This is a genomic window from Paenibacillus sp. SZ31 (assembly GCF_012912005.1).
In the GTDB taxonomy this organism is placed as follows: domain Bacteria; phylum Bacillota; class Bacilli; order Paenibacillales; family Paenibacillaceae; genus Paenibacillus.
The window spans coordinates 1-25,454 of sequence record NZ_JABBEA010000003.1 but is presented as its reverse complement, the minus strand read 5'-3'; the positions used below and the strand labels follow the sequence as shown (position 1 = coordinate 25,454).

Annotated in this window: 19 protein-coding genes and 1 rRNA gene; 18 read left to right on the top strand and 2 right to left on the bottom strand. The window is 40.2% G+C overall.

Going from position 1 to position 25,454, the window contains the following annotated elements; genetic code table 11:
• Window positions 1–19 precede the first annotated feature (19 nt).
• From HF638_RS07700 to HF638_RS07690, 3 genes are read left to right on the top strand one after another with little or no spacing between them, the layout of a single operon-like run.
• Entirely contained in the window at window positions 20–2,098 is a 2,079-nt protein-coding gene (locus HF638_RS07700) for a CgeB family protein (RefSeq protein ID WP_169479706.1), read from the top strand.
• A gap of 13 nt (window positions 2,099–2,111) precedes the next feature.
• On the top strand, window positions 2,112–3,062 hold the full coding sequence (locus tag HF638_RS07695) for a glycosyltransferase family 2 protein (protein ID WP_169479705.1): 951 nt from the start codon (window positions 2,112–2,114) through the stop codon (window positions 3,060–3,062).
• A 15-nt stretch (window positions 3,063–3,077) separates the two neighbouring features.
• Window positions 3,078–5,474, top strand: a complete 2,397-nt coding sequence (locus tag HF638_RS07690; RefSeq protein WP_169479704.1) for a heparinase II/III family protein — start codon at window positions 3,078–3,080, stop codon at window positions 5,472–5,474.
• 80 nt (window positions 5,475–5,554) lie between these two features.
• Here the strand turns inward: HF638_RS07690 and HF638_RS07685 are convergent, their stop codons facing one another.
• A complete protein-coding gene (locus tag HF638_RS07685) occupies window positions 5,555–6,751 on the bottom strand; it encodes a glycosyltransferase family protein (RefSeq protein ID WP_169479703.1) in 1,197 nt (398 codons plus the stop codon).
• Between the two features lie 44 nt (window positions 6,752–6,795).
• On the opposite strand from HF638_RS07685, the gene HF638_RS07680 reads away from it, so the two are divergent.
• The 14 genes from HF638_RS07680 to ligA all read left to right on the top strand — a co-directional run bounded on the left by HF638_RS07680 (window position 6,796) and on the right by ligA (window position 23,064).
• Window positions 6,796–7,479, top strand: coding sequence for a hypothetical protein (locus HF638_RS07680; RefSeq protein ID WP_169479702.1), 684 nt, complete (start codon window positions 6,796–6,798; stop codon window positions 7,477–7,479).
• Window positions 7,480–7,514: 35 nt separating this feature from the next.
• Window positions 7,515–8,516, top strand: a complete 1,002-nt coding sequence (locus tag HF638_RS07675) for a glycosyltransferase (RefSeq protein ID WP_169479701.1) — start codon at window positions 7,515–7,517, stop codon at window positions 8,514–8,516.
• Window positions 8,517–8,529: 13 nt separating this feature from the next.
• Window positions 8,530–9,633 carry a glycosyltransferase gene (locus HF638_RS07670; protein WP_169479700.1) on the top strand — a complete coding sequence of 368 codons (1,104 nt, stop codon included), beginning with the start codon at window positions 8,530–8,532 and terminating at the stop codon, window positions 9,631–9,633.
• An 18-nt stretch (window positions 9,634–9,651) separates the two neighbouring features.
• The gene (locus HF638_RS07665) at window positions 9,652–10,395 is read left to right on the top strand and encodes a sugar phosphate nucleotidyltransferase (RefSeq protein ID WP_169479699.1); all 744 of its coding nucleotides are present in this window, start codon (window positions 9,652–9,654) and stop codon (window positions 10,393–10,395) included.
• 22 nt (window positions 10,396–10,417) lie between these two features.
• The gene (rfbC, locus tag HF638_RS07660) at window positions 10,418–10,978 is read left to right on the top strand and encodes a dTDP-4-dehydrorhamnose 3,5-epimerase (protein ID WP_169479698.1); all 561 of its coding nucleotides are present in this window, start codon (window positions 10,418–10,420) and stop codon (window positions 10,976–10,978) included.
• A gap of 18 nt (window positions 10,979–10,996) precedes the next feature.
• Complete coding sequence (gene rfbB, locus HF638_RS07655) at window positions 10,997–12,019, top strand: dTDP-glucose 4,6-dehydratase (protein ID WP_169479697.1); 1,023 nt, start codon at window positions 10,997–10,999, stop codon at window positions 12,017–12,019.
• Window positions 12,019–12,888, top strand: coding sequence for a dTDP-4-dehydrorhamnose reductase (rfbD, locus tag HF638_RS07650; protein ID WP_169479696.1), 870 nt, complete (start codon window positions 12,019–12,021; stop codon window positions 12,886–12,888). The genes rfbB and rfbD overlap by 1 nt, the downstream gene beginning before the upstream one ends.
• A gap of 91 nt (window positions 12,889–12,979) precedes the next feature.
• A complete protein-coding gene (locus tag HF638_RS07645; protein WP_348982084.1) occupies window positions 12,980–13,918 on the top strand; it encodes a glycosyltransferase family 2 protein in 939 nt (312 codons plus the stop codon).
• Between the two features lie 133 nt (window positions 13,919–14,051).
• Complete coding sequence (locus tag HF638_RS07640) at window positions 14,052–14,999, top strand: glycosyltransferase family 2 protein (RefSeq protein WP_169479695.1); 948 nt, start codon at window positions 14,052–14,054, stop codon at window positions 14,997–14,999.
• Window positions 14,996–16,396: an undecaprenyl-phosphate glucose phosphotransferase gene (locus tag HF638_RS07635; protein ID WP_169479694.1), complete on the top strand. Its 1,401-nt coding sequence runs from the start codon at window positions 14,996–14,998 to the stop codon at window positions 16,394–16,396. Before HF638_RS07640 ends, HF638_RS07635 begins: the two co-directional genes overlap by 4 nt.
• A 125-nt stretch (window positions 16,397–16,521) precedes the next feature.
• Complete coding sequence (locus tag HF638_RS07630; RefSeq protein ID WP_169479693.1) at window positions 16,522–17,397, top strand: phosphatidylinositol-specific phospholipase C/glycerophosphodiester phosphodiesterase family protein; 876 nt, start codon at window positions 16,522–16,524, stop codon at window positions 17,395–17,397.
• A 115-nt stretch (window positions 17,398–17,512) separates the two neighbouring features.
• Complete coding sequence (pcrB, locus tag HF638_RS07625; RefSeq protein ID WP_169479692.1) at window positions 17,513–18,208, top strand: heptaprenylglyceryl phosphate synthase; 696 nt, start codon at window positions 17,513–17,515, stop codon at window positions 18,206–18,208.
• Window positions 18,209–18,589: 381 nt separating this feature from the next.
• Window positions 18,590–20,944 (top strand): DNA helicase PcrA, encoded by a 2,355-nt coding sequence (gene pcrA, locus HF638_RS07620; protein ID WP_169479691.1) that lies wholly within the window; start codon window positions 18,590–18,592, stop codon window positions 20,942–20,944.
• A 95-nt stretch (window positions 20,945–21,039) separates the two neighbouring features.
• Window positions 21,040–23,064 (top strand): NAD-dependent DNA ligase LigA, encoded by a 2,025-nt coding sequence (ligA, locus tag HF638_RS07615; RefSeq protein WP_169479690.1) that lies wholly within the window; start codon window positions 21,040–21,042, stop codon window positions 23,062–23,064.
• Window positions 23,065–23,193: 129 nt separating this feature from the next.
• Here ligA and HF638_RS07610 read toward each other — a convergent pair whose 3' ends face one another.
• On the bottom strand, window positions 23,194–24,567 hold the full coding sequence (locus HF638_RS07610; protein WP_169479689.1) for a molybdopterin-dependent oxidoreductase: 1,374 nt from the start codon (window positions 24,565–24,567) through the stop codon (window positions 23,194–23,196).
• 713 nt (window positions 24,568–25,280) lie between these two features.
• On the opposite strand from HF638_RS07610, the gene HF638_RS07605 reads away from it, so the two are divergent.
• Window positions 25,281–25,454 (top strand): 16S ribosomal RNA (locus HF638_RS07605); the annotation flags it as partial.

Here is a 25,454-nt window from a genome sequence, read left to right as displayed (position 1 = left end):
GGGATGGAGAATTGGAGTTATGAGAAATGTGAAGGAAACAAAAAAAACATTCACTGTGCGAATAGCTGGTATGTTGGATGAATTAAGTGAGAATTTTTTCCCGTATGAATGTGATTTTTTGAATTTAAATGCCGTAAAGTGGAAAGAAGAAATTGAGGAGTTTGAACCAGATATTCTATTTGTGGAATCGATTTGGAATGGTTATAAGGGGACATGGAGAGGTAAATTATTGCCATCCCCTAGTGAGGATTTTCTAAGACTTATGAATTGGTGTAAACAAAGGGAAATCCCAACAGTATTTTGGAACAAAGAAGATCCAGTACACTTTACAACCTTTTTGCATATAGCATCGCATTTTGATTATGTTCTTACAACAGATTTTGATTGTGTACCTCTTTACAAGAGGCTATTGGGTCACGATCAAGTATTTTGTATGCCTTTTGCTTCTTCCGTACAGATGTACTCCCCGCTTGAAAAGTATGAGAGAACTGATGGAATATGTTTCGCGGGCTCTTATTATAATAAGAGAGAGGAGAGGAAAAAAGATTTTGAAGATATTGTCGATCTAATAGATGAAAAAGAATGGAAAATTGATATATATGATCGTAATCCTTATCCGGACAATCCTGAGTACACCTATCCTAGAAAGTACCAGAAATATATTGTAGGAACACTTCCTCCTGATCAGGTTGATATAGCATATAAAAGCTATAAGTTTGGCATAACCTTGAATATAGTGAAACATTCATCAACGATGCAAGCCCGGCGAGCTTTTGAACTAATATCTTGTAATACCTTGGTTTTAAGCAATGAGTGTTTGGGGTTAAGACATTTGTTTGGAGACCTAATAGTATATTTCGATAACAAAAAAAGCTTTGGAGAGAAATTAGAGAACTTATCGAGCAATGAGCTTCTCTTTGATAAAACTAGATTATTAGCATTGCGAAAAGTTTTGAAAGAGCATACGTACAAAGAACGTGTCGGTTTTATCTATCAGCTTGTGTTTAAGAAAAAAAACTCTAATGAAGATCCTTCTATTGGAGTATACAGTGTCATTAATAACATGGAGGAATATGAATATATAAATAAGAGTTTCAAAAGACAAAGATATAATTCGAAAAAATTATATTTGTTTTCTGAAAATGATCAAGTTATAAATCGGAATTTGCAAAATTATGAATGTCCTATAGAAGTTGGAAATATAAAGAATATGACAGAAAATTTTCTAGACGGATTAGATTTTGTTTCGTATTTTGATGTTGCCAACTACTACGGAGATCATTTTTTGACAGATTTGGTCTTATCCTTGAAATACGAGCCGACTGCAACGGTTATTGGAAAAGGCAGTTATTATTACTATGACCAACTGGAAGTTAGACTGAAAAATGCTCGGAAAAAGTATACATTAACAACTTCTCTTCGAACTGACCGTTCAATTGTTAATGCCCAATTCAAAAAGAGTGTTGGCTTTAACCAGAGTAATAACGAAGGGAATAGCACTCTTGAAGGAGTGACCTGTTTATCCGTAGACCCCTTCAATTTCTGTGAGAACTACACTCTCAATATTTGTGAGACAGTTGATGACATTTCATTACATCAAGGAGTGTCTTTAGAAGATATAAATAAATTAAGTATTTTAATAGAAACTTCAGAGTTATATTACAGCTATGAACAATCCTTATCAAATGAAGAGCTGTTCAATATTGTTAGATCTATTCCAGGGAAAGTAGGTAAATCTGTAACAACGGACAATGATACAGGAATATTCACACTAAAGGATTCAGCTTCTCCTACAACGATTCACCTAAAAAGAAAATTCATGTTAAATGAGCTTAATGATGAAATCATTGTGGTATATTTGAATGCTTTAATTCAAGGGAAAGCCAGAATCATTTGTACTTTTTTTGATCAGAATGATCAGGGGTTGGGTGGTTATCAACTATTAACAAAAGGTTGCACATCTATAAGAATAAAAGAAGGGGCTCATTATTATAAATTTTCTATTGAGTTGTCTGGTTTGTCACAAATAGTTCTTAAAGAAATCATGATTAACCCCCAACCTAAAAACAATTTATTACAAATATATAACCCAAAATGAATGGGGGTAAAAGATGGATCCCGTAGTAACAGTAATAGTGCCCGTATACAAGACAGAGGAATATTTAAGAGTATGTTTGAACTCCTTACTTACACAAACACTTACAGATATTCAAGTTGTAGTTGTGAATGATTGTTCCCCTGATAATTCAAAATTTATAATTGAAGAATTCGTAGGCAAAGACGAACGTTTCGAAGTAGTTAACCATTCCATTAATAAGGGAGTCGGAGCAGCGAGGAATTCTGGACTAAAGAAGGCTCGAGGGGAGTATATTACATTTCTAGATTCGGACGATAGTTATCCATTAGATGCTTTGCGGAGGATGTACGAAACAATCAAGTGTTCAAATGCTGATGTAGTCTTAGGGAAAATGTACGAAAAAGGAATTGATGGGGATTTGACTCCTGTCAATTATATAGAAAAAAAGATTAATGAGTTTCTAAAAATTCCGTATTCTAATTTAAGAAAAATACCACCTAATAAATTTTATTGTGGAAGTGCTACCCATCAAATGTTCAAACGAAGTCTTTTCTTAAAAAACAAAATTACCTTTATGGAAGGCGTCTATCATGAAGATATTCCATTTACACTGGAGACATGGTTTTACGCAAATAAAATAGTTATTACAAATTGTATTGTTCTATATCGAACCATTCGGCAAAACAACGACAACCTTTCAGCCACCCAAACATTCAATCTAAAGGCATTTGAAGACAGAGAAAAAATCATTCTCTATATTTATAATTTTTGTTTGAAATTTGCAAGAACAAATAATGACTTAATAGATTTAAGCCTTGAAATATTGCACAGAATCAATGGAACAACAGATCACATGCTTCTTTCAGTTGAAGATAAAGACCGCAATATAATTATAAAAGCATGGCACCCCAAGTATTTGAAAGTGTACAATCACATTGTTAATGACATTAGAGCTCTTAATCTTGAATTGGAGGCTTTAGTTTAAAAGGAGAGTGGGAACATGTTTCAAAGCAGGGCAAAATTAAAACTTGGATATTCAATCAACGAGTTTAATTTAGGACAAGAAACTATGAGATCAAATGAATTAGATTTGTTTATTAGTAATGCTGAGAAGATAAAAAAAGGTGAATTAATTATATACAACCTAATTAGCAATAGGTTCATTTTTTCGCAAAATTTTTTTGATATAAAGAATATTGATTGGGGAATTCAAGTTGAGAAATCGCCTAACTCATTCCAAATGCATTTTCAAGCCCTAAGTATGTTGGTTCCATTGACAGTACCCTGCCTTTTAGATAAAGCAAAGGATTGGAGAAGAAATCTCGAATTAGGGATTGATATCTTAATAAGTTGGATTAACTATGAAGAAAGTGATATCTCTATTACAAATCCCTATACTTGGAATGATCATACAACAGCATTGAGAGCAGAAAACTTGATCTTATTCACTTTTGCTCTACAGGAAGCAGGTATGTTAAACAGAAAAAATTACAATATTATAACTGGATTATTGTGTAAGCATGGAGAGTACTTGTCCAATGATAAGTATTACTTTAAGAAAAATAATCATGGTATTTTCCAAGATAGAGCTTTATTATATATAGCATTTTTATTAGAAGATCACAAGGAATGGATAGAAAAAGCAAAATTAAGAGTTATGGAGCAAAAAATATTCGCTTTTAACTCTGAATATGTGCATGTGGAAAATTCGCCTGGATATCAGGCAGTAGTTATGAATTTGTTTAAACATATTTCCGAGTTCTTGCAATTTTTTGGAGATGAGTTCGGGAAAAATCTCTATGATGAAATATTACAAGCGGCTGAATTCATGACATATGTGTTAAAGCCTAATCGGAAGATGGCAGAATTAGGGGATACTGACGGTGGTTTAGGCGGATATTTGAAATTAAGTTCGGATGGTACACTTTTTAACAATCCAAGATTAACCTATGCTGCTACTGTCGGTGCTTCAGGAGAGAAACCTAGATTTAACTCCAGGTTTTATAAAAAATCCGGGTATTATATATTCAGAGAACATTGGGAAAAGAAATTTTTTCACGAATCTACATGGATGTTGTTTAAAGCAGGATATGTTACAAGAAGTCATAAACATAGCGATGATCTATCTTTTGTTTTATATACTAAAGGCGAAGATGTCTTTATTGATCCAGGTTGGTATAACTACATGTGGGGCGATAAATTCCGAGCATATTTAACCTCTTCAATGGCCCATAACACAATTGTAGTAGATAATAAAAGTTACTCTACTACTGATGAAAATAGTTATAAAACAGGTTTGCTAAAAACCGAAAAAAATGATGCATATGATTATGTATTAGGATTCAATGATATTTATCCTGGAGTTCAAATCGATAGGCATTTTTATTCTTTGAAAAATGCAATATTGTTATATGATAACATTACTTCTAATGATAAACATGTTTATTCTCAATTCTATCATTTGGGATTAAACACAGAAATAGTGAGTAGTTCTCAAAATGAGGTTTTAATTTCTGTTGGATCTTCAGGATTTTTTGTAAGAATAAAGCAATTATTAAGTGGCACTCAGTCGGAATTTTATGAAGGAGATTTTAATAGTAGTGAATATGGTTATTTATCTAGAGGTTTTAATCATATTGAATCTTCAAAATGCATTAAGTTTGATGTAGAAGGTTATAATTGCAATTATATGACTCTTATTACCATAGAGGATGAACATGGAAATGTTGAGGGGATTGAAAATCTTAATTTTAATCTTAGTTCAAACAAGTTAAGTTTCTCAACAAATGAAAAGAAATATGAAATTTTTCTTGAAGAGAGAAGAAAGATGGATTTGACAAAAGTCAAAATTCAAAAAGAAAAAAATGGATTCTCTTTTATTAACGAGTCAGTTGTTCCAGAAGGTGTAGAATATGCTTGGTATCTAATCAATGCAGAAACTAAAAGAGAGGCTTATAAGACAGTATACATGAAAGAAAACAAATGCTTTTTTGATATATCGGAAAAAAACACCAAGTTTTGGGTTAAGTCATATATTAGAAGCCCGTTATTTCAGAGAAAGATGAATATCGTTGGTTCTATTGAAATCAAAAGTAGCTGTGAGGATTATGCTATAGAACATGCTGTTAATTATGGTTTAAGGATAAAAGAGAACAGTTATAAGAAAGATGATGATTTAACATATACTTTTTATGTGGATTATGAATACTTCGGTGACGTTAAATTTCAATGGCTTATATATAAAGATGGTGGAGCTCAAGAATCTATTTATATTGATAATACTGGGGTATTTAGTTACAAATTCAAAACGGCAGGTAATTATACAATGATGTATTATTTAAGAACCTGTGGTGGAGAAAACGAGTTTTACGTATTTCCAAGTTTTCAAGTGAATTAATACAGGATCAATCCGATTGTTAAAGGATTAATATCTTATTTTTTTGAAAGAACCGTTCCACGGGGGGCGGTTCTTGTTATTTATTTTAGAAATTGTTCGGCTCGATACATCCATAGGTTATGGCCCAGGAAAGTTTTAATCACATTTTCGTTGGGGGATATTTGCAATGCTCTCCTCAGATTTATTTCGAATTCTTCAAGATTATGAGATACATAAACGTATGGATACTTTTCAATCTGAGGCATTCTAAATGATACAACTGGCAATCTTAAGGCTAGGTATTCATATACTTTAATGGGATCTACCGCATCGGCCAAAGGCGATGTTTTAAAAGGAATGATTGCTGCTTTCCAATTCATAGTTATTTGGATTATTTCATCATGATTTTTGAAACCTAGATATTTCACATTACCAGGCAAGTTAATATCTTCAGGGAATGAATGCCCAACTATTTCAAAACTCCAATTTGGATTTCTTTTGGCGAGCTTTAAAAAAGCGCTCCAATCAAACCACGACTCGGTTAAGTGACCAATATATCCAATAATATTGTCTTTTCTGATATTATGTCTGCTTTTGATGTCCAATTGAGCAAAGCTAGGCGAAAGAGCGTTAGGACTTAGTTTAATTCTCGTTGTAGAGAATGGCTGTAACTTGTTAGCTAAAACTTGAGATACTGCTAATACGCTATGAGCTTCTTTTAAAATTGTATATTCAATATTTTTATCATACCAGATAGCCTGTCCAACTTTGTGGAATTCTTCCCAATCATCTCTTATATCATAAACAATCCTCCATCCATGTGACTTTAGAGTTGTTAAAATTCTAGCACACGAGGGGTGAGGGAATGAAATGATGAAGATTTTATTTAATTGACTAAGCGGATATTTGATTATTAGGTCCAAATTTTCTATAGTTAAATCAATAGGTGACTGGAATAACATTGGATTAATTGATGGTGGTAGCTTTTCGTCTTGGTCCCATCGCCAATATGAAAAGAAAACATTATGCCCCTTGTTAAGAAATTCTCTAGTGAGATGTATAGGCCTGTTTCCTTCGAAGTTCTTTATATAGTGGGTCCCAGAAAACATAAAGATAACTGAATCACTAACAGAGTGATCAAAAAATTTTAATGCACTAATAGTACGTCGTTTGAGCATTTTTTTGCTAATGTGTCTTACAAAGGGGAGTTTAATGTATAACTTCCTTAGATATTGCATTTTTGTTTTCCAATTTGCTGAAATGAATTTTTTTATATTTCTAGTGAGTTTAATTGTCATTATAAGTTCTCCTTGTGAAAAATTCATTGAAAAGAGAGGGATAGATGGTATATAAGATCACACATGCCTTTAGGGCATACGGAGCTAAAGGCACATTTAGACGAATTAAAAGTAAGTATATTCATGGAAAAGATAAGATGTTATTCAAGATGTTTAAATCTAAAGAAAATGACTTTTATAATGAAATAAAGCTGAGAAAAATTGATTATCTCACTATTATTGGAAAGTCTATATCCAAATTTAAAACAAGTGATTTTCATTTAGCGAAATTTTTAGGCAGAGGACAAGTTATAGTTTTACTTTTAACCGACAATTGGTTTCATAAGGATCTTTTCAAAGAGATTATGCCGAATGTTTTCGTAATTCCTAAATTAATATTATACTCAGAAAATTTCTTGAAAGATACGAGTTATAAAATAAGAAAACTTATATTCACTGACGATACATTGTTAAAGTTTAGTGAAACTACATTTTTACGAGCTAGAGGGTTTTCTTTTTATTATATTTTATCAACAGATTTTGTGAAAAATAGCATTAGACTAGATGTTGCATTGTCTTCTGATATTATTATAACGGATTCGGATATATTTTCTCGAGAATTGCAAAAGTTGAGGTCAGACATATTTACAATAGATATGATGGCAAACGAAGGTAACTATGAAAGGCTGGTTAAGATGATTTATTCAGATATAGAAAATGCATTTTATGCTAATATGTATCGTTTATGAAAAAAAAAATTTTATTCTTGTACAAGTGGGCGACTATGGGCGGAGTCGAGAGAGTTATGCTAACCAGGGCTCTAAAATTATTAGATATGTACAAAGATCTCTCTGTTAGTATTTGTTTTCTTCAAAAAGGACCTGCATATGAGCAAATTAAAAAAAATATCAATCAGCATTATTATAAAGAAAGATTTGATATTGTTGATCAAATCAATCATAACGAGTATGATCTTTTCTTTGTTATCGATACCCCAGAAGTTATTAGTGATATTAATCCAAAAAAGTTATTTGTTGAATGTCACACTTCTTATAGAAAAAATAGAGAATATTTAAAAGATGTACCATCAAATATTCAAGGCATCATAGCTCCTTCTAACTCTATGGTCCAGACTATAGCCAATGAGGTTTCTACAGAGTTTAAACCTAAAGTTTTCAGATTATCAAATGACATTGGATATAATATAAATGAAATTCATCAATCCCCTATACGTTATACTAGAACACCTGTATTTTATTTGGGTAGACTAGACACTTTGAAAAATGTGGAAGAAGTTATGAGGATTGTTTCTCAATACAACGATGAAGTTCAAGATGACTTAATGATATTTTTTGTAGGAGATATCATAGAGCATGAAATCAATTTTGAACGATTGTTAAGGAAATATCACCTGATGGAGAAATATGTTTACCTTCCTCAAATCAGCTTCGAGAAGACATCTTCTATTATGAAGATGATCAGGGAAAATAAAGGTCTTTTTCTGTCAGCATCCCACTTTGAGAGCTTTGCCTTATCTGCAGCTGAAGCAATGTATTCAGGAATCCCTGTTTTATTATTTTATAATGAAGCCCATGCACAGTTAGTTCAATTCAATGAGGATTATCTATTCACAAAGGGAGATTATGCTGATATTTTCCAGAAAATTAAAAATATAATCAAATTTTATGAAGCACATGAAAAGGTTATGCTTCAGTCTATTGAATATTTCAATAATCTGTTTGAAGATGACTGGATGAGCAATATTCATCCTATCCTTTATACTTAGTAGGTGAATATTAGTGAATTTCAGAATTGCCTATATAATGCATGTGGAGTGGGACTGGATTAAACAACGTCCCCATTTCTTATATGAGGAACTAACAAAGCATTTTAGCATAGATTTATTCCCTATACGAAAGCTATACACTGCCAAGAGAGTACACAACAATCGTAATGTTTATCGGGATTCTCAGGTGTTGAACATCAATAAGCTTCCCTATTCAGGTAAGATTAAATCTTTGAAATGGTGTGAGCGATTTATTAACTCAATATCTCTTAAGCAACTTCATCATTATGATGTTATATGGATTACTTCACCTTTAATATTGGAGTTCATCCCTAAACATCTTATAGAACAAAAAAAAGTAGTGTATGATTGTATGGATGACTTCACACAATTTTATTGCGAAGATAGCAATTTTAAATACTTTCAGTCATTGGAAAGAGAATTGCTTAAATATTCTGATTTGATTATCGCTTCTTCAAATTATTTAAAGGAAAAATTGCTACAGAACTATGGCTTGACAAAAAAGGTTTTCGTTATAAATAACGGTATAAGCACCTATTTAATGAACACCAGTCTAATGGAGAAAGAAAGTACTATTAAAACCGATTTTGTTCATCGACATTTCAATATAATCTATTTTGGTACCGTGAGTAATTGGATGGACTTTGATTTGATTTTGCAAGTTCTAAATGAAATTCCTGAAGTGAAAGTAACTATTATAGGTCCAATTGAAGTGGATGTTCCAAATCATCCCCGTTTAGAGTTCTTGGGGCTAATAGAGCATGACCAGCTAAAAGTTCATGCTGAGTATGCTGATGCATTTATCATGCCATTTATTTTAAATGATTTAATTAGATCGGTTGACCCTGTAAAAATGTATGAATACATCTTTTTTATGAAACCTATATTAAGCATTAATTATGAGGAAATGATTAAATTTCTCCCCTTTGTTCAATTATATGAAACTGTGCATGAGCTTGTTGAAATGATTCGTACTTTAATAAAACACGAATTAGAATTGATTCCACAACAAAAAGTTATTCATTTTTTAGAGCAGAACACCTGGGAGAAAAGAGCTAAACAAATCTCAGAATTATTGCATACAAATTTCATTTGAAGTAAAGAGGGAGTTGCCATGAAAGCTGTAATTCTTGCTGGCGGGACAGGATCCCGCCTTTTTCCTTTAACCAAGGTAACTAATAAACACTTGCTTCCTGTAGGAAAGTATCCAATGATCTTCCATTCTGCATATAAATTGAGTCAAGCTGGCCTTACCGACATTATGGTGATTACCGGCAAAGAACATATGGGAGACGTCGTTAATCTTCTTGGCAGCGGAAGTGATATAGGTGTCGCATTCACATATCGAGTTCAAGATGAAGCAGGAGGAATAGCTCAAGCGCTTGGATTGGCAGAACAATTTACAGGCGATGACCAAATAGTGGTTATCCTGGGTGATAACGTGTTCGAGGACGACATTACAGAGTATGTGTCCAGTTTCCACGAGCAAAAATCCGGAGCTAAAATATTAATACAAGAAGTCGACGATCCTAATCGCTTCGGAGTGCCCGAGTTACAAGGCGATCACATCGTATCCATTGAAGAAAAACCGCAGATACCCAAAAGCAAATACGCGGTAACGGGCATATATATGTTTGATAGCGAAGTCTTCAAGATCATTAAAACATTAAAGCCTTCTGCAAGAGGCGAATTGGAAATCACAGACGTAAACAATGTATATATCGATCAAGGAAATCTTACCTTCGATATTCTTAAAGGCTGGTGGACAGATGCAGGTACACACGCATCGTTGGCACGGGCCAATGAGTTGGCGCGAGATATTGTATTCGGTGACGAGTTCGGGAAGTTAAAGTTATAGAAGAGAAGGGATGGTAAAATAATTGAAAATCACTCCTTCCAAGCTGATGGGCTCCTGTTTAATTGAGCCGGTGGTTCACGGGGATCACCGGGGTTTTTTTATGGAAAGTTACAATGAGCAGCTCATGAATCAACAAGGAATCAACTGCAAATTTATTCAGGATAACCAATCCTTATCTGCTCAGCCCGGTGTGTTGCGCGGATTGCACTACCAACTTAATCCCAAAGCACAAACCAAGTTAATTCGGGTTATTTCCGGTGCGATTTACGATGTTATCGTGGATATTCGACGAGGATCACCCACCTTTGGACAGTGGGAGGGCTTCATCCTGACTGAACATAATCACTGTCAGTTACTGGTCCCCAAAGGATTCGCTCATGGCTTTTGTACTTTGGTACCAAACACCCAAGTCTTGTACAAAGTGGACGAATACTATTCCCCAGAGAACGATCGTGGCATATTATGGAGTGACCCGGCTCTTGGAATTGATTGGCCTACATCTAGTCCGACTTTGTCAGATAAGGACCAAAGGCATCCTTTACTTCAAGATGCGGAAATCAATTTTAATTTCGAAGTGAAGTAATTAGGAGGTTTCAAAATTATGAAACTACTCGTTACCGGCGGGGCCGGTTTTATTGGAAGTAATTTTGTGATGTACATGCTGGATCAGCATCCTGATTATGAAATTATTAATGTGGATGCACTCACGTATGCGGGCAATTTGGAAAACTTGAAATCCCTTGAACGTAATCAGCGTCATACTTTTGTCAAAGCTGATATAACAGATGCTGCCGAGATGGATCGTCTAATCGGTCAAGGCATAGATGTGTTAGTCAACTTCGCGGCAGAATCTCATGTGGATCGCAGTATACTGGAGCCAGACGTTTTCGTGCGAACGAATGTGAATGGTACTCAAGCGCTGCTTGAAGCCGCTAAAAAACACAATATTTCCAAGTTTGTTCAGGTTTCGACGGATGAGGTGTACGGCTCACTTGGTCCAACTAGTCTATTCACTGAAGAAACCCCATTGCAACCCAACAGCCCTTATTCGGCATCCAAGGCTGGTGGAGATTTACTTGTGAGAGCGTATCATGAGACATTTGGTCTGCCTGTGAATATTACGCGTTGTTCCAATAATTACGGTCCGTATCAGTTTCCTGAAAAACTAATCCCGCTGATGATTTCACGTGCTCTAGCAGATGAGGCTTTGCCTGTATACGGAGATGGATTAAATATTAGAGACTGGCTCTATGTAGAAGACCATTGTAGCGCCATCGACCTGGTGATTCATCAGGGAATTAGTGGTGAGGTATATAACATCGGTGGCAATAACGAACGAACCAACGTACACATTGTTAATACTATTTTGGAGCAACTTGGTAAACCAGAATCCTTAATCAAATACGTGCAAGACCGACTTGGGCATGACCGTAGATACGGCATTGATCCGACCAAAACAATGTCTGAACTTGGCTGGCAACCGCAGTATACATTTGAAACGGGGATCAAGGAGACCATTCAATGGTATCTCGATAACAAAGAATGGTGGACTCGCATTCAGTCGGGGGTGTATCAACAGTACTACGCCAAGCAATATGGATCTCGATTGGGAGACGATAAGTAATGAAGGTATTGGTTACGGGATCAAATGGACAATTGGGACGTGATGTCGTTCTTCTTTTGGAGAATGAGGGACATTCTGTTCTTGCTTGTGATCGGGATCAAATGGATATTACCAATCAGGTACAGTGTAATGAAGTCGTTTCCTCATTTCATCCTGAAGTGGTCATACATTGTGCAGCATATACGGCCGTAGATGCAGCCCAGACAGATATCGATGGTGCGTATAAGGTGAATGCTGTGGGAACGCGCAATGTTGCTGTAGCGGTAGAAAAAGTCGGAGCTAAACTTATATATATTAGTACGGATTATGTATTTGACGGCAACTCGGTAAATCCTTATCAGGAATACGATGAAACGAACCCTCAAAGCGTGTATGGAAAATCCAAACGTGCTGGAGAATGGCTTGTACAATCGTTGTCCTCCAAATGGTTTGTTGTACGAACGTCATGGGTGTATGGCCTTTACGGCAATAATTTTGTTAAAACGATGCTGAAGCTGGGCCAGGAAAAACCAAATTTGCAGGTTGTCCATGATCAAAAAGGATCGCCTACGTATGCTGTAGATTTGGCAGGGTTCCTTATAGAACTCATGGCAACAGAAATGTATGGAATATACCATGCCTCCAATAGTGGTACCTGCACATGGTATGAATTTACTCAGGCTATATTTGAAGAGGCTCAAACCACCGGAGGGGTATCCATTCAAACAAAATTGGAACCTTGCACAACCGAACAGTTTCCAAGACCGGCTCCTAGGCCTGTCAATTCAGTGATGGACCATATGTCCATTCGGACAAATGGCTTGACAGATCTCCGCCCATGGCGGGACGGACTAAAAGATTTTATATTTTCCTTGTCAGAAACGAAATAATTATAACATCCTCTTTGGTAACTCTCGCTCTGTTATTTCTGAGCGGGAGTTTTCGTATATAATGAAGAAAAGTTAATTTTTGAGGTGAAACGTGAACCAGCCTAAAGTATGTGTCATGCTTTCTACATATAACGGAGCAAAGTATATTGATGAACAACTCGAAAGTCTTCTCGCACAGAGTCAGGTAGACCTCCACATTCATATCAGGGATGATGGTTCTTCTGATGAAACTGTCCAGAAAGTTCTTGGGTATGCCAAGGCATATCCGGATCAGATTTGTATGATTGAAGGTGAAAATGTAGGCGTAATCGGAAGTTTTTTTGAATTGATGCGTCAAACGCAGCCAATATACGACTTTTACGCATTCTGTGATCAGGATGATGTGTGGCTACCTCATAAACTGAGTAGAGCTGTAGAGAAATTGCAATCCAGACCATCGGGCGTACCATTGATGTATTGTTCTTCTACACAGATGGTGGATCAGGATTTGAATCATCTGAACGTATGGCCTCATCTGCCTCCAAAACCGCTCAGCATGTATAATGCTCTGGTAGAAAACTGTTGTGTTGGTTGTACCATGGTCTTTAACCCAGTCACATTCGAGCAGATCAGGGCGAATGTCCCTTCAGATCTAACCCACATCATCATGCATGATTGGTGGATATATCTTTTTGTTAGCTCTTTTGGTGAAGTGATCTTTGATGAAGAAACAACCATTTTGTATCGGCAACATCAAGGGAATGTTCTTGGCGGGAGCAATGATACATGGTTCATAAAATGGAAGAACAGGTGGAACCGTTTCGTGAATGGAAAGAATCATTCGATTTTGAGTAAACAAGCGAGATTATTCTTGGAAATCTATAGAGATAAGTTACCTTCGCAGCAGCAAAAGAATTTGCAACAATTTTTAAATCAACTGGAGTGCAATGGAGTTAAAAGAATTGGTTATACGGTTAAAATGCCCTTTTACCGTCAGGCATTTTTAGATGACGTTGTTCTTAAGCTTATGTACGTGGTGAGGAAAGTATAAACTCTAGATATTGCTCCTGATTCCACTTATTCGCCCATAATATGCTATACTTTCAATAGTTAAACATAGAGATAAAGTCAGGAGTTTTTAAAATGCTTCAAATAACAGATACTCCTTTGCGGAGGCATCGAAAATGAATAATGAATACCTACTTGACGCTAGTATCATCATCGTCAACTATAATACACGCCAGCTAACACTGGACTGTCTGGTATCGGTTTATGCATCACAAACCTCTTACCAATACGAGCTTATTGTCATAGACAATGCGTCTCATGATGGTTCTGTGGAAGCGATTCGTGAGGTTTACCCGGACGTCCAACTTGTAGCTAATCAAAACAACACAGGTTTCGCCGTAGCCAATAATCAAGGAATGGAAGTAGCCAAAGGACGCTATATCCTCCTCCTCAATTCTGACACGGTTGTCCAGCCAGATACACTCCACACCATGATCTATTTCATGGATCGCCATCCTGAGATGGGCGCATCTGGCTGTAAGGTGATTCTTCCTGATGGCTCCTTGGATAAGGCTTGTAAGCGTGGATTTCCTACACCATCGGCCTCATTTTATTATGCATTCGGTATTTCTCGACTTTTCCCCGATCTGCCCAAGTTTAATCAATATCAATTGGGACATTTGAGCCCGGATGATGAATATCCGGTGGACTGTCTAGTCGGTGCATTCATGCTTGTACGTCGAGAGACAATTGACCAGGTGGGTGGGTTGGATGAGACGTTCTTTATGTATGGAGAAGATATTGATTGGTGTTACCGCATCAAAGAAGCGGGCTGGGGCATTTTTTATTATCCGCGTACATATATTGTGCACTACAAGGGCGGCAGTGCTCGTCGTAAACCTTTGAAAATAACGTATGAGTTTCATAGAGCGATGTGGGTGTTCCACCGCAAACACTACGCGAGTAAGTACAATCTACTCATTAATACAGCTGTGTGGATGGGAATTTCACTCAAGTTTACGTTATCTTTATTACGCAGCAAGTTGTCTCCTCCTTCCCGTCAAGTGCGGACTGAAACCCGCCTGAGAGCGGAGAATGAAGCATCTTCCGAGGTGAACCCATGATTCGGCGTAATCAACGATTTCTAACCCAATTGTATATTGCGGCTGATTTTGGCGTGATTCAGCTTTCATTCTTGCTGGCTTGGTGGCTGAAATTTGAGAGTGACCTGTTAACGAACCAAAATCCACTACCTATAGAGAAATATATGATGTGGAGCTTGGTTTACGCAGTTCTTGCCATCATCACAGGACTGATGTCCTCTCTTTATATAGCCAAGCGGAAAAAACGATTTGTAGACGAACTTTGGAAAATTCTCCAATCTCATGGTATAGCCTTCTTCATGTTGCTGAGCCTGATGTTCTTTTTCAAGGAAGTAAACATCTCTCGTGCATATCTCGCCATGTATATGATTGGCAATGTATCATTCACACTGTTCTATCGTTATATAGTGAAAGTACAACTGAAACGCTTGCGTAAAAAAGGATTTAACCGTCAGTTTGTGCTCATCCTTGGTGCTGGATCACTAGGTAAACGTTTCTATGATAACCTTAGAAATTATCCCGAACTTGGATACGAAGTAACTGGGTTTATGGATGATTATCGTCACTGGGATGAGAGTGAACAGAAAAGATACAAACCTATTCTCGGCCGAATAGACGAACTGGAAGAGTTCTTGTCTACGCATCTTGTTGATGAAGTCATTCTGGCATTACCTCTGGATGCTCACGATAAGTATTCACATATTATCAATGTGTGTGAGAAGGCGGGAGTGCGTACACTGATTATTCCGGATTTCTTCGATTACTTGCCAGCAAGACCTCACTTTGATAACTTTGCAGGTATGCCCATGATTAACGTTCGCGACATTCCACTGGATATTGCGGTGAACCGATTGATGAAGAGAACTTTCGATATTCTTTTCTCTCTTACTGCGATCATCTTAACTTCTCCGGTAATGCTCGTTGTCGCGGTAGGAGTACGACTTACTTCTTCTGGGCCCGTCATCTTCAAACAAGAGCGAGTAGGACTTAACCGACGCAACTTCATGATGTTCAAATTCCGCTCGATGAAAGTCATTCCTGAGGGCACAATGGACACAGGGTGGTCCACCAAGAATGATCCGCGACGAACGGCTTTTGGCACTTTTATAAGACGCACAAGTCTAGATGAGTTACCTCAATTTTTTAACGTTTTGCTTGGTCATATGAGTGTAGTTGGCCCTAGGCCAGAACGTCCTTACTATGTGAATCAATTCCGAGACGAAATACCGAAATATATGATCAAACACCATGTCCGCCCAGGAATCACGGGGCTGGCACAGAGCAAGGGATTACGAGGAGATACCTCAATTGAGGATCGAATTGAACAAGATATCTTTTACATTGAAAATTGGTCTTTATTATTTGATATCAAAATCATATGGGAGACTATTCGCAAAGGCCTTAAGAATGCTTACTGAGATTCACAATTCATTTAATCTTGCATACCACCATTTAACAGCCGCCTCCGGGTGGCTGTTTTGTTTTGCACCTCCTCAATTCGGGTAGTTAGCTAACAAAAAGGTACTGAGGATGTGAATGCTATATGAAACGCATTGCCGCCGTTTTAACATTACTAATCGTTACCGTGGGTACACTTTTTTTCGCATATGAAAGCCAGAGTGAAGAACAACGGGACGGATTTACTGCTTATAGATTAATCGCCCATGCCATGGGTAGCATTCGTGATCAACCATACACCAACGCCTATGAAGCGATGATTGCCAATTACGAGAAAGGCACACGTGTATTTGAGATCGACTTTATGCTGACATCGGATCGTAAAGCTGTGGCCAGACATGAGTGGACTGCTAATATGAGCAAAATGCTAGGACAAGACGAAGAGCTTCCGGAGGATAAACAAGCCGGGGCGCTGACACATGATGAGTTCATGGATACGCCTATTTTAGGTATGTATCAACCCATGGATGCCGATGGCATTATAGATGTACTGGCCGAGTATCCGGATATGTATATCGTAACCGACACCAAGGAACAGAAGGACGAGGACATTCAGCAGGTGCTACAGTCCCTGGTGGATGCAGCCAAAGAACATGATCCCTCCGTGCTGAATCGGGTGGTGGTACAGATCTATAATGAACCGATGCTTGAAACGGTGAAAGAAGTCTATGCGTTCCCTTCTATCATATATACGTTATATGCCACACAGGATACAGAAGCTCAGGTTGTTGATTTTGTACAAAAGAATGATATTGATGCGGTTACCATGCCGGAATATAAAGTAAACCAGAATTTCGTCGCCAAGCTGAATAGTGCAGGTTCAGTCACCTACGTGCATACCATCAATGACACTGAACAGGTGGCTAACTATGAGAAGTGGGGCGTGTACGGGGTATACTCAGACGTGCTGACGGAGCAGGAACTGGATGAGATGAATACACGTTTTGCCTGGAAGCCGTAAAAACCCATGTTTTTCTGTTCCCCTTTTTATACGAACATTGACACTCACTGCCTGCTGACTTAGACTTAGTTTACAAGCTTTCTAGGATGCAGAAGAACCTCTGGAGGAATGTTCGTTGATAGACATGATTAGGCAGTGGAGACATGTATTTAAACTTGACCCGGACCGGGAAATTACGGACGAAGAACTCGATCTGGTCTGCATGTCGGGGACCGATGGGATTATCGTCGGCGGATCTTCGGGAATTACTTATGATAACACGGTAGACCTGATGTCCCGAGTGCGTCGTTATGAATTGCCATGTGTGCTTGAAGTATCCGATCTGGAGGCTGTTGTTCCCGGGTTTGACGGATATTTGATCCCGATGGTCCTGAATGCAACGGACAGCAAATGGATGATTGGGCACCACCAGCAAGCCATAGAGCGTTATGGTTATCTTATTCCTTGGGATCTGCTTATTGCCGAGGGTTATATCGTCCTGAATGCGAACTCCACGGTAGCGCGGTTGACTGGTGCAGATACGGAACTGACAACAGGAGCTGCGGTGGCATACGCCCAGGCTGCGGAGCGTCTACTCAATCTGCCAATCGTGTACATGGAGTACAGCGGAACGTTCGGAGATATGGAGCTTGTTGGGGAGACACACAGACAACTGGATCGGGCACACCTCATCTACGGCGGCGGAATTGATGATCCGGAGAAAGCCACGCAAGCTGCCCAGGTGGCAGATACTGTCGTGGTAGGTAACATTGTGTACAGCGATTTGCATAAGGCACTTGAGACGGTGTTGGCCGTGAAAGGAACCATTTAATCGGTTTAGTTTACCAATCCCCCATTTTCCCCTGATGATCTGTTAAAATAGAACTTTGCCCTTACTAATTAAAGAAGTTATATGAGCGTAATGTCATTTACACGAGAACGAAGAGGAGAGAAGTAGCATATTTCTATTACCTGATTTTGTTCTTTTTTTACTAAGAAATTCGTATACAGGGACTATGTTTACACGGAAACGGAGAGTGCAGAAGCAATCTGAAGAAACGAAGTGTTCGTATTTATCACCGGATTTTCCCTTTGATAAAGGGAATCAAAAAATCTGGGGATAACGACGATCGGAAGATGCTGCTGCAATCGAAGTCCAAGTGTAATGGATAGATCACTTATACTGACCAACCAACGAAAGGAGCATGCATGCATGCAACCTGTAAATATACATGATGCCGTTGCACGACTTAACACCCCTCAACGGCAAGCCGTCGAGGCGACGGATGGCCCGCTGCTGATTATGGCCGGAGCGGGCTCCGGCAAGACCCGGGTGCTAACACACCGGATTGCCTACCTCATTGCAACACGGAAAGCACCCCCGTGGGGCATTTTAGCGATTACATTTACGAACAAAGCCGCTCGTGAGATGCAAGACCGGGTATCCCAACTCGTAGGTGGCTCACAAGGCCGCGACATTTGGGTATCCACCTTCCACTCCATGTGCGTGCGTATTCTGCGCCGTGATATTGAACGTATTGGCTTTACCTCCAACTTCAGTATTTTGGACTCATCAGACCAACTATCTGTTATTCGCAGCTGTATGAAAGACCAGAATATCGATACCAAGAAATTCGAACCCAAAGCAGTTCAATCGATGATGAGCACGGCCAAGAATGAATTGATTAGTCCGGAGCAATATGAGAAGCAGTCGGGAGACTATTTCGAAGGTATTGTGGCTAAGGTATATAAGATGTACCAGAAACGGTTAAGAGCAAACAACTCGCTCGATTTCGACGATCTCATTATGCAGACCATTCAACTGTTCAAGGAAGTGCCGGAAGTCCTCGACTTTTACCAAAAGAAATTCCAGTACATTCACGTGGACGAGTATCAAGATACGAACCGTGCACAGTACATGCTGTGCCGTATGCTCGCTGACAGTCACCACCACATCTGCGTTGTAGGGGATAGTGACCAGTCGATTTATCGCTGGCGTGGGGCGGATATCAGCAATATCCTGAACTTTGAGAAAGATTACCCTGAAGCAAATACGATTATGCTGGAGCAGAACTATCGTTCTACTTCCAATATCCTGAATGCAGCGAACGAAGTAATCGGCCTGAATACAGGGCGTAAACCGAAGAAACTGTGGACGGATAAAGAGGGCGGTTCGAAGATCAAGGTGTACCGTGCGGATTCCGAACATGATGAGGGGTATTTTGTAACCTCCGAGATTAGTAAAAATGTGAAGAACGGCAAATCCTATCAGAACCATGCTATTTTGTACCGTACCAACGCCCAGTCCCGGGTTATAGAGGAAATTCTGATCAAGTCTGATATTCCGTATCAGATTGTCGGCGGCATCAAGTTCTATGATCGTAAAGAGATCAAAGACATTTTGGCGTACCTTCGACTGTTATCCAACCCGGACGATGATATCAGTCTTACCCGGATCATTAATGTACCTAAGCGTAGCATCGGGGATACAACAGTAGCGAAGCTCGCGGCTGCAGCAGGAGAGCGTGGAATTTCTATTTTCCGTGTGCTACAGGTCGTGGACGATCTTGGTTTTGCTGGCCGTACGCGTAATGCGCTGGTGGAGTTCTATGACATGATCGCTGCGTTGCATCAGATGGTAGAATACCTGTCTGTAACTGAGCTGACCGAGAAGATTCTTGAGATGAGCCAATATCGTCTTGAGATGCAAAATGAAAATACACTCGAATCCCGAGCACGGCTGGAGAACATTGAAGAGTTCCTGTCGGTAACGATGGAATTCGAGAAAAATAATGAAGACAAAACGCTCGTTTCGTTCCTCACCGATCTTGCATTGATTGCTGACATCGACAGCATGAACGATGATGAAGAGGATCAGAGCGATGCTGTTACCCTGATGACCATGCACAGCGCCAAAGGTTTGGAGTTCCCAGTTGTCTTTATCGTGGGTATGGAGGAAGGGGTCTTCCCGCATAGCCGTGCCTTTATGGACAATGAAGAGTTGGAGGAAGAACGCCGACTTGCTTATGTAGGTATTACTCGTGCAGAAGAGCAACTCTTCCTGTCCTGTGCGCAGATGCGTACCTTGTTTGGACGTACAACAGCGAACCCGCCTTCCCGCTTCCTGGATGAAATTCCGGATGAGCTCAAGGAAGACACCTCGATGGCTCGTGATCGTTACCGACGTGGCAGTAGCGGAGGCGGCTCATATGGTGGACGTGGACTAGGTTCTAGTGGAGGAAGTAACTTCGGTGGTGGCACCAAGCTATTCGATCACCAAAGCAAGAGCGGTTCATCCGCTACCTCATCCACGCCAACTTCGCGTGTGACCACAAGTGTCACCCGCCCAACATATTCTACGCCATCATCTGCTTCCAAGCCGGCAGCTTCTAGTGGTGAAGCAGGGTTCAAGGCAGGAGACAAAGTGCAGCATGGCAAATGGGGGACAGGCACGATTGTTGCGGTCAAAGGGACAGGTAATGATACCGAACTGCAGATTGCCTTCCCGGCTCCGGTTGGTGTGAAACGTCTGCTTGCCGGCTTTGCCCCTATTACGAAAGTAGAATAATTTTGGACGAAACCTCCTTTTGCATGTTATCGCAGTTCACGTGCAATAGGAGTGTTCGTTCTACATAGATCAAATTAACGGAGGGATGGCCCTGTATGGACCCAATGCACCGGATGGAGCAACTCGTTACCGAGCTGAACCAGCATAATTATCAGTACTACACGATGGATCAGCCACAGATCAGCGACAAGGAGTATGATCTTCTGTACGATGAACTGGTTACGCTGGAACAGGAAAGCGGCATGGTTCTGCCTGATTCTCCAACACAGCGTGTGGGCGGCGAACTGCTCAAGGGGTTTACCCCTCATCGCCACTTATCCTCATTATGGAGTCTGGACAAAGCACAGAATATTGAGCAGCTGCGTAGCTGGAACACCCGTGTACTGAAACTGATTAATGACTATAACAGTAAAAATCCCGATACGCCTTTACCGGAACCGGGTTATGTCATTGAGTTGAAGTTTGACGGATTGACGCTGAACCTGACTTACACCAACGGTGAGTTGGTACAAGCCTCTACCCGTGGTAACGGTACTGTAGGCGAAGGGATTTTGGCACAGGTGAGAACGATCCGATCTGTTCCGCTCAAAATTCCTTACACCAACGGCACGATTGAAGTACAGGGTGAAGGCATCATGAATCTGTCTGTCCTGGATCGATACAATGAGACAGCTGCAGAGCCACTCAAGAATGCGCGTAATGCAGCAGCGGGAGCACTCCGCAACCTGAATCCGAAGGCGACGGCTGAGCGTCGGTTGAATGCATATTTTTATAATGTAGGTTATTCGGATGACATTCAGTTTGCCAATCATCAGCAGATGATGGACTTCCTGCGTGAGAACCGCTTCAAAGTGAATCCATCTATCACGTACTTCCAAGAGTTTGATGATGTGATGGAACAACTGGCCGCGATTCAAGAGAACCGGGGTCAACTGGACTATCTGATCGATGGAGCCGTTATCAAAATTACGGACATGCGCACCCGCGAAGTGTTGGGTTATACCGATAAGTTCCCTCGCTGGGCGGTAGCATATAAATTCGAGGCTGAAGAGACCACGACGGTTCTTAACGCTGTGGTATGGAATGTGGGTCGTACTGGCAAAGTAACTCCGCTGGCACGCGTAGAACCGGTTGAACTAGCCGGAGTAACGGTACAGAACTGTACTCTGAACAATGTCGGCGATATTGAGCGCAAAAATCTGAAGTTCGCTCTGGGCACACGGGTCTTTATCCGTCGCTCCAATGACGTCATTCCAGAAATTCTGGGTAAAGTGACAGAGGAGAGTGATGGCGAGGAGATCGTCTTCCCTGAGCAATGCCCGGCATGTGGATTCCCGTTGGAGCAACGTGGAGCGCATCTGTTCTGTAATAACAGACTGGCGTGTAAACCGCAGACGGTGGCACGTATTTCCCATTTTGCTTCCAGGGATGCGATGGACATTGAGACGTTCAGTGAGAAAACAGCGATTCAGCTGTATGACGAATTGAACGTACGTGAGCCTGCCGACCTGTATACGTTACAGTTTGATGATCTGGTGAAGCTGGAGCGTTTTGGGGAAAAGAAAGCGAACAACCTTATCGCTGCGCTTGAGCTTAGTAAAGATAGAGACTTGGCTTCCTTCTTATACTCACTGGGTATTCCGAACACAGGTAAATCGACCACGCGCATGCTTGCGGATCATTATCGAGATCTGCACGCCATTATGAATGCAACCGTGGAAGAACTGGTTGAACTGCCAGATGTCGGTGGTATTGTGGCGGAAAGTATCGTGACCTTCTTTGCAGATCCGTTTACACAGGCTGCGATTGAGAAAATGCTCAACTTGGGCGTGAAAGCTCAGGCACCTGAGGCACCAGCGGTAGCTGTTGTGGAAGATTCCTTCTTCAGTGGCAAAACCGTCGTACTGACCGGAACGTTGCACCAACTGACCAGGGAAGAGGCCACGCAAAGACTGGAAGCACTCGGAGCGAAGGTGACAGGCAGTGTGTCGAAAAAGACAGATCTGGTGATTGCCGGAGAGAAGGCAGGTAGTAAGCTAACCAAAGCCCATGATCTTGGTATTCCTACGATTGAGGATGAGGACGAACTTGTACGTCTTTTGAATCCCCAGCAAGATTAACGATTTAATTAGAGAGTTCATATGAGGAAAAAGAAAAAGGCCCCCGAAGACACGAATACGTGATCGGGGGCTTTTGTTGTTTATTGATTTACGTTCTACAACGAATGATCACTCACTAGTCTTAACCGATCAGGATCCACTAATATTGTTAGGGATGCGCTGAGATGCGCCTGTAAGCCAGGCATCCTTATCATATCCTCGTTCTTCCCAGTAACCAATATGTTCGCTGTCGATGAGTTCAATGCGATTCAACCATTTTACCGATTTATAGGCATACATCTGAGGGATGACGAGTCGCACTGGACCGCCTAAATCCGCAGGGATAGGTTTGCCATCATGCATGACAGCTACCATAATATCTTCCATTTGCGCTTGATCCATCGTAATGGCATCCGTATACACGCCGTCACCGGAATAAAACTTCACACTATGAGCTTCTGGTTTGACCCCGGCTTGTTTCAAAAGCTGTGCAAGAGAAATGCCTTCCCAGGTATTTTTATATACAGACCAGCCCGTTACACAGTGGAAATCACTAACCTGTACGGTACGCGCAAGCTTCACGAACTGTTCCCAGTTCCAAACCTGTGCCCGTTCAACCAGTCCGTCAATTCGGAAAGACCAGTTGGCATTGGAGAAGGACGGTATAGGCGTAACTGTATATACGCGGAAATGACCTTCAGCTCCCCCTCCCATAGGTGGTGAAGAGGCAGACAGCGGTTGTGGCAAAGGAACCATACGGTTAGGATCGTTCTCCAGCATACTATCAATACTGTTATCGATCTTGAGATTTCGTCCTACCCAGGATATAAAAGTAGGACCAAGAGTCACGGCGAGACCAACCCCTACAGCAGAACGGATGAAAGCTCGACGTGTATACACAGGTTGTGGTCGCTCCTCTGATTTGAGGGGATCTCTCTCGGAACTGCGATGAAACTGGGAAGAAGATATAGCAGCCGGAGTTTCTTTTTCATCCAATATTGAATCAGATGGATCAGCTGTATTTTGAGTTCGTGTTGAAGTTGTAGTGGTTTTAACCGCACGTCGTGCAGGGTCCTTTAACCATTTGGTCCGAGTGATGGAGTGATAGATAATATAAGGTAAACCCACCCAAGTCAGCAGGTCATGGATCAAAAGTGCAGCATTCGACCAACGTGGCCCAGCTAGCTTAAACTGCCATAATACAATACCTGAGAGGAGCCATCCCACCAACAGGGCGAGAACGACTATAGTATTCACCCTCTGCCATGGCCTGTTACGGAGTTGTTTCCAGTGCTTTCCGGCCAAAATCAAGTAATATACCACGGGTGCTAGCATAGCTAACCCAACGATGATATGCAGCCATTTTAACCACACACGTCCGATTCCGAGTATCTCTCGCCAAAAGCCACCTACCAGCATAAGACCCGATATAGCAAGGATTACAACAATCCAGGCATTCCAGGCATGGATGGAAACCAACTTTTTGCCGTAACCTTTACGCCTGTTCTTCAACCATTGTTTCAAGTGCGATCACCCCATATAGGTTAGTAATGAGTTTATTCAGAACTTTGATATGTAATAGCCAGCTGTGAATGGAGTGCGTCATCTGTGTAAAGGGATTGCGAGATGGTGAAACGATTGTTCATAAGCTTCTTATGAAGTAATACACTTGACTACTTATCCTTATCCCTATATCTATATACCTTATTATAGAGTTTTTGGATCACTTTCTTCAAACCAATAGTAGGGCAGGGGTCGGCATCCCGATCGGGAGGCCTAGCTAAACTCCATCAAGATCCTTAATTAATTATGGTTATATAAGTCAGTACTATAGAAATGATCTGTTTCTTCTTTGATACGGAGTGCACTTAAGGGCATCTCATCTTTGTTTCGGACAATGTGTTAGTGCGTCGAATACAGGCTGGAGGAAAGATGCGGTTGAAGGAGATTTTAAGATAGTCATAAGGTAATTTAAAAATGCTTGCTAAATAAATGACAACATGATATATTATTTCTTGTCGCCTCAAGCGAATGATTGTCGAAATCATTTGAACGGTGACGAAAACAAAGTGTTGACAGTAAGTTAGTTAACATGGTATGATAAGATTCCTGTCCGGTTGACAAACATGAACATAAACGGACATACAAGTTCCTTGAAAACTGAACAAATGGATAGTAACTTTTGATTCACAATGAATCGTCAGATTCAAAATGAGCATATCGCTCTTTTCAATACTTTATTGGAGAGTTTGATCCTGGCTCAGGACGAACGCTGGCGGCATGCCTAATACATGCAAGTCGAGCGGACTTGAAGAGAAGCTTGCTTCTCTGATGGTTAGCGGCGGACGGGTGAGTAACACGTAGGCAACCTGCCCTCAAGTTTGGGACAACTACCGGAAACGGTAGCTAAT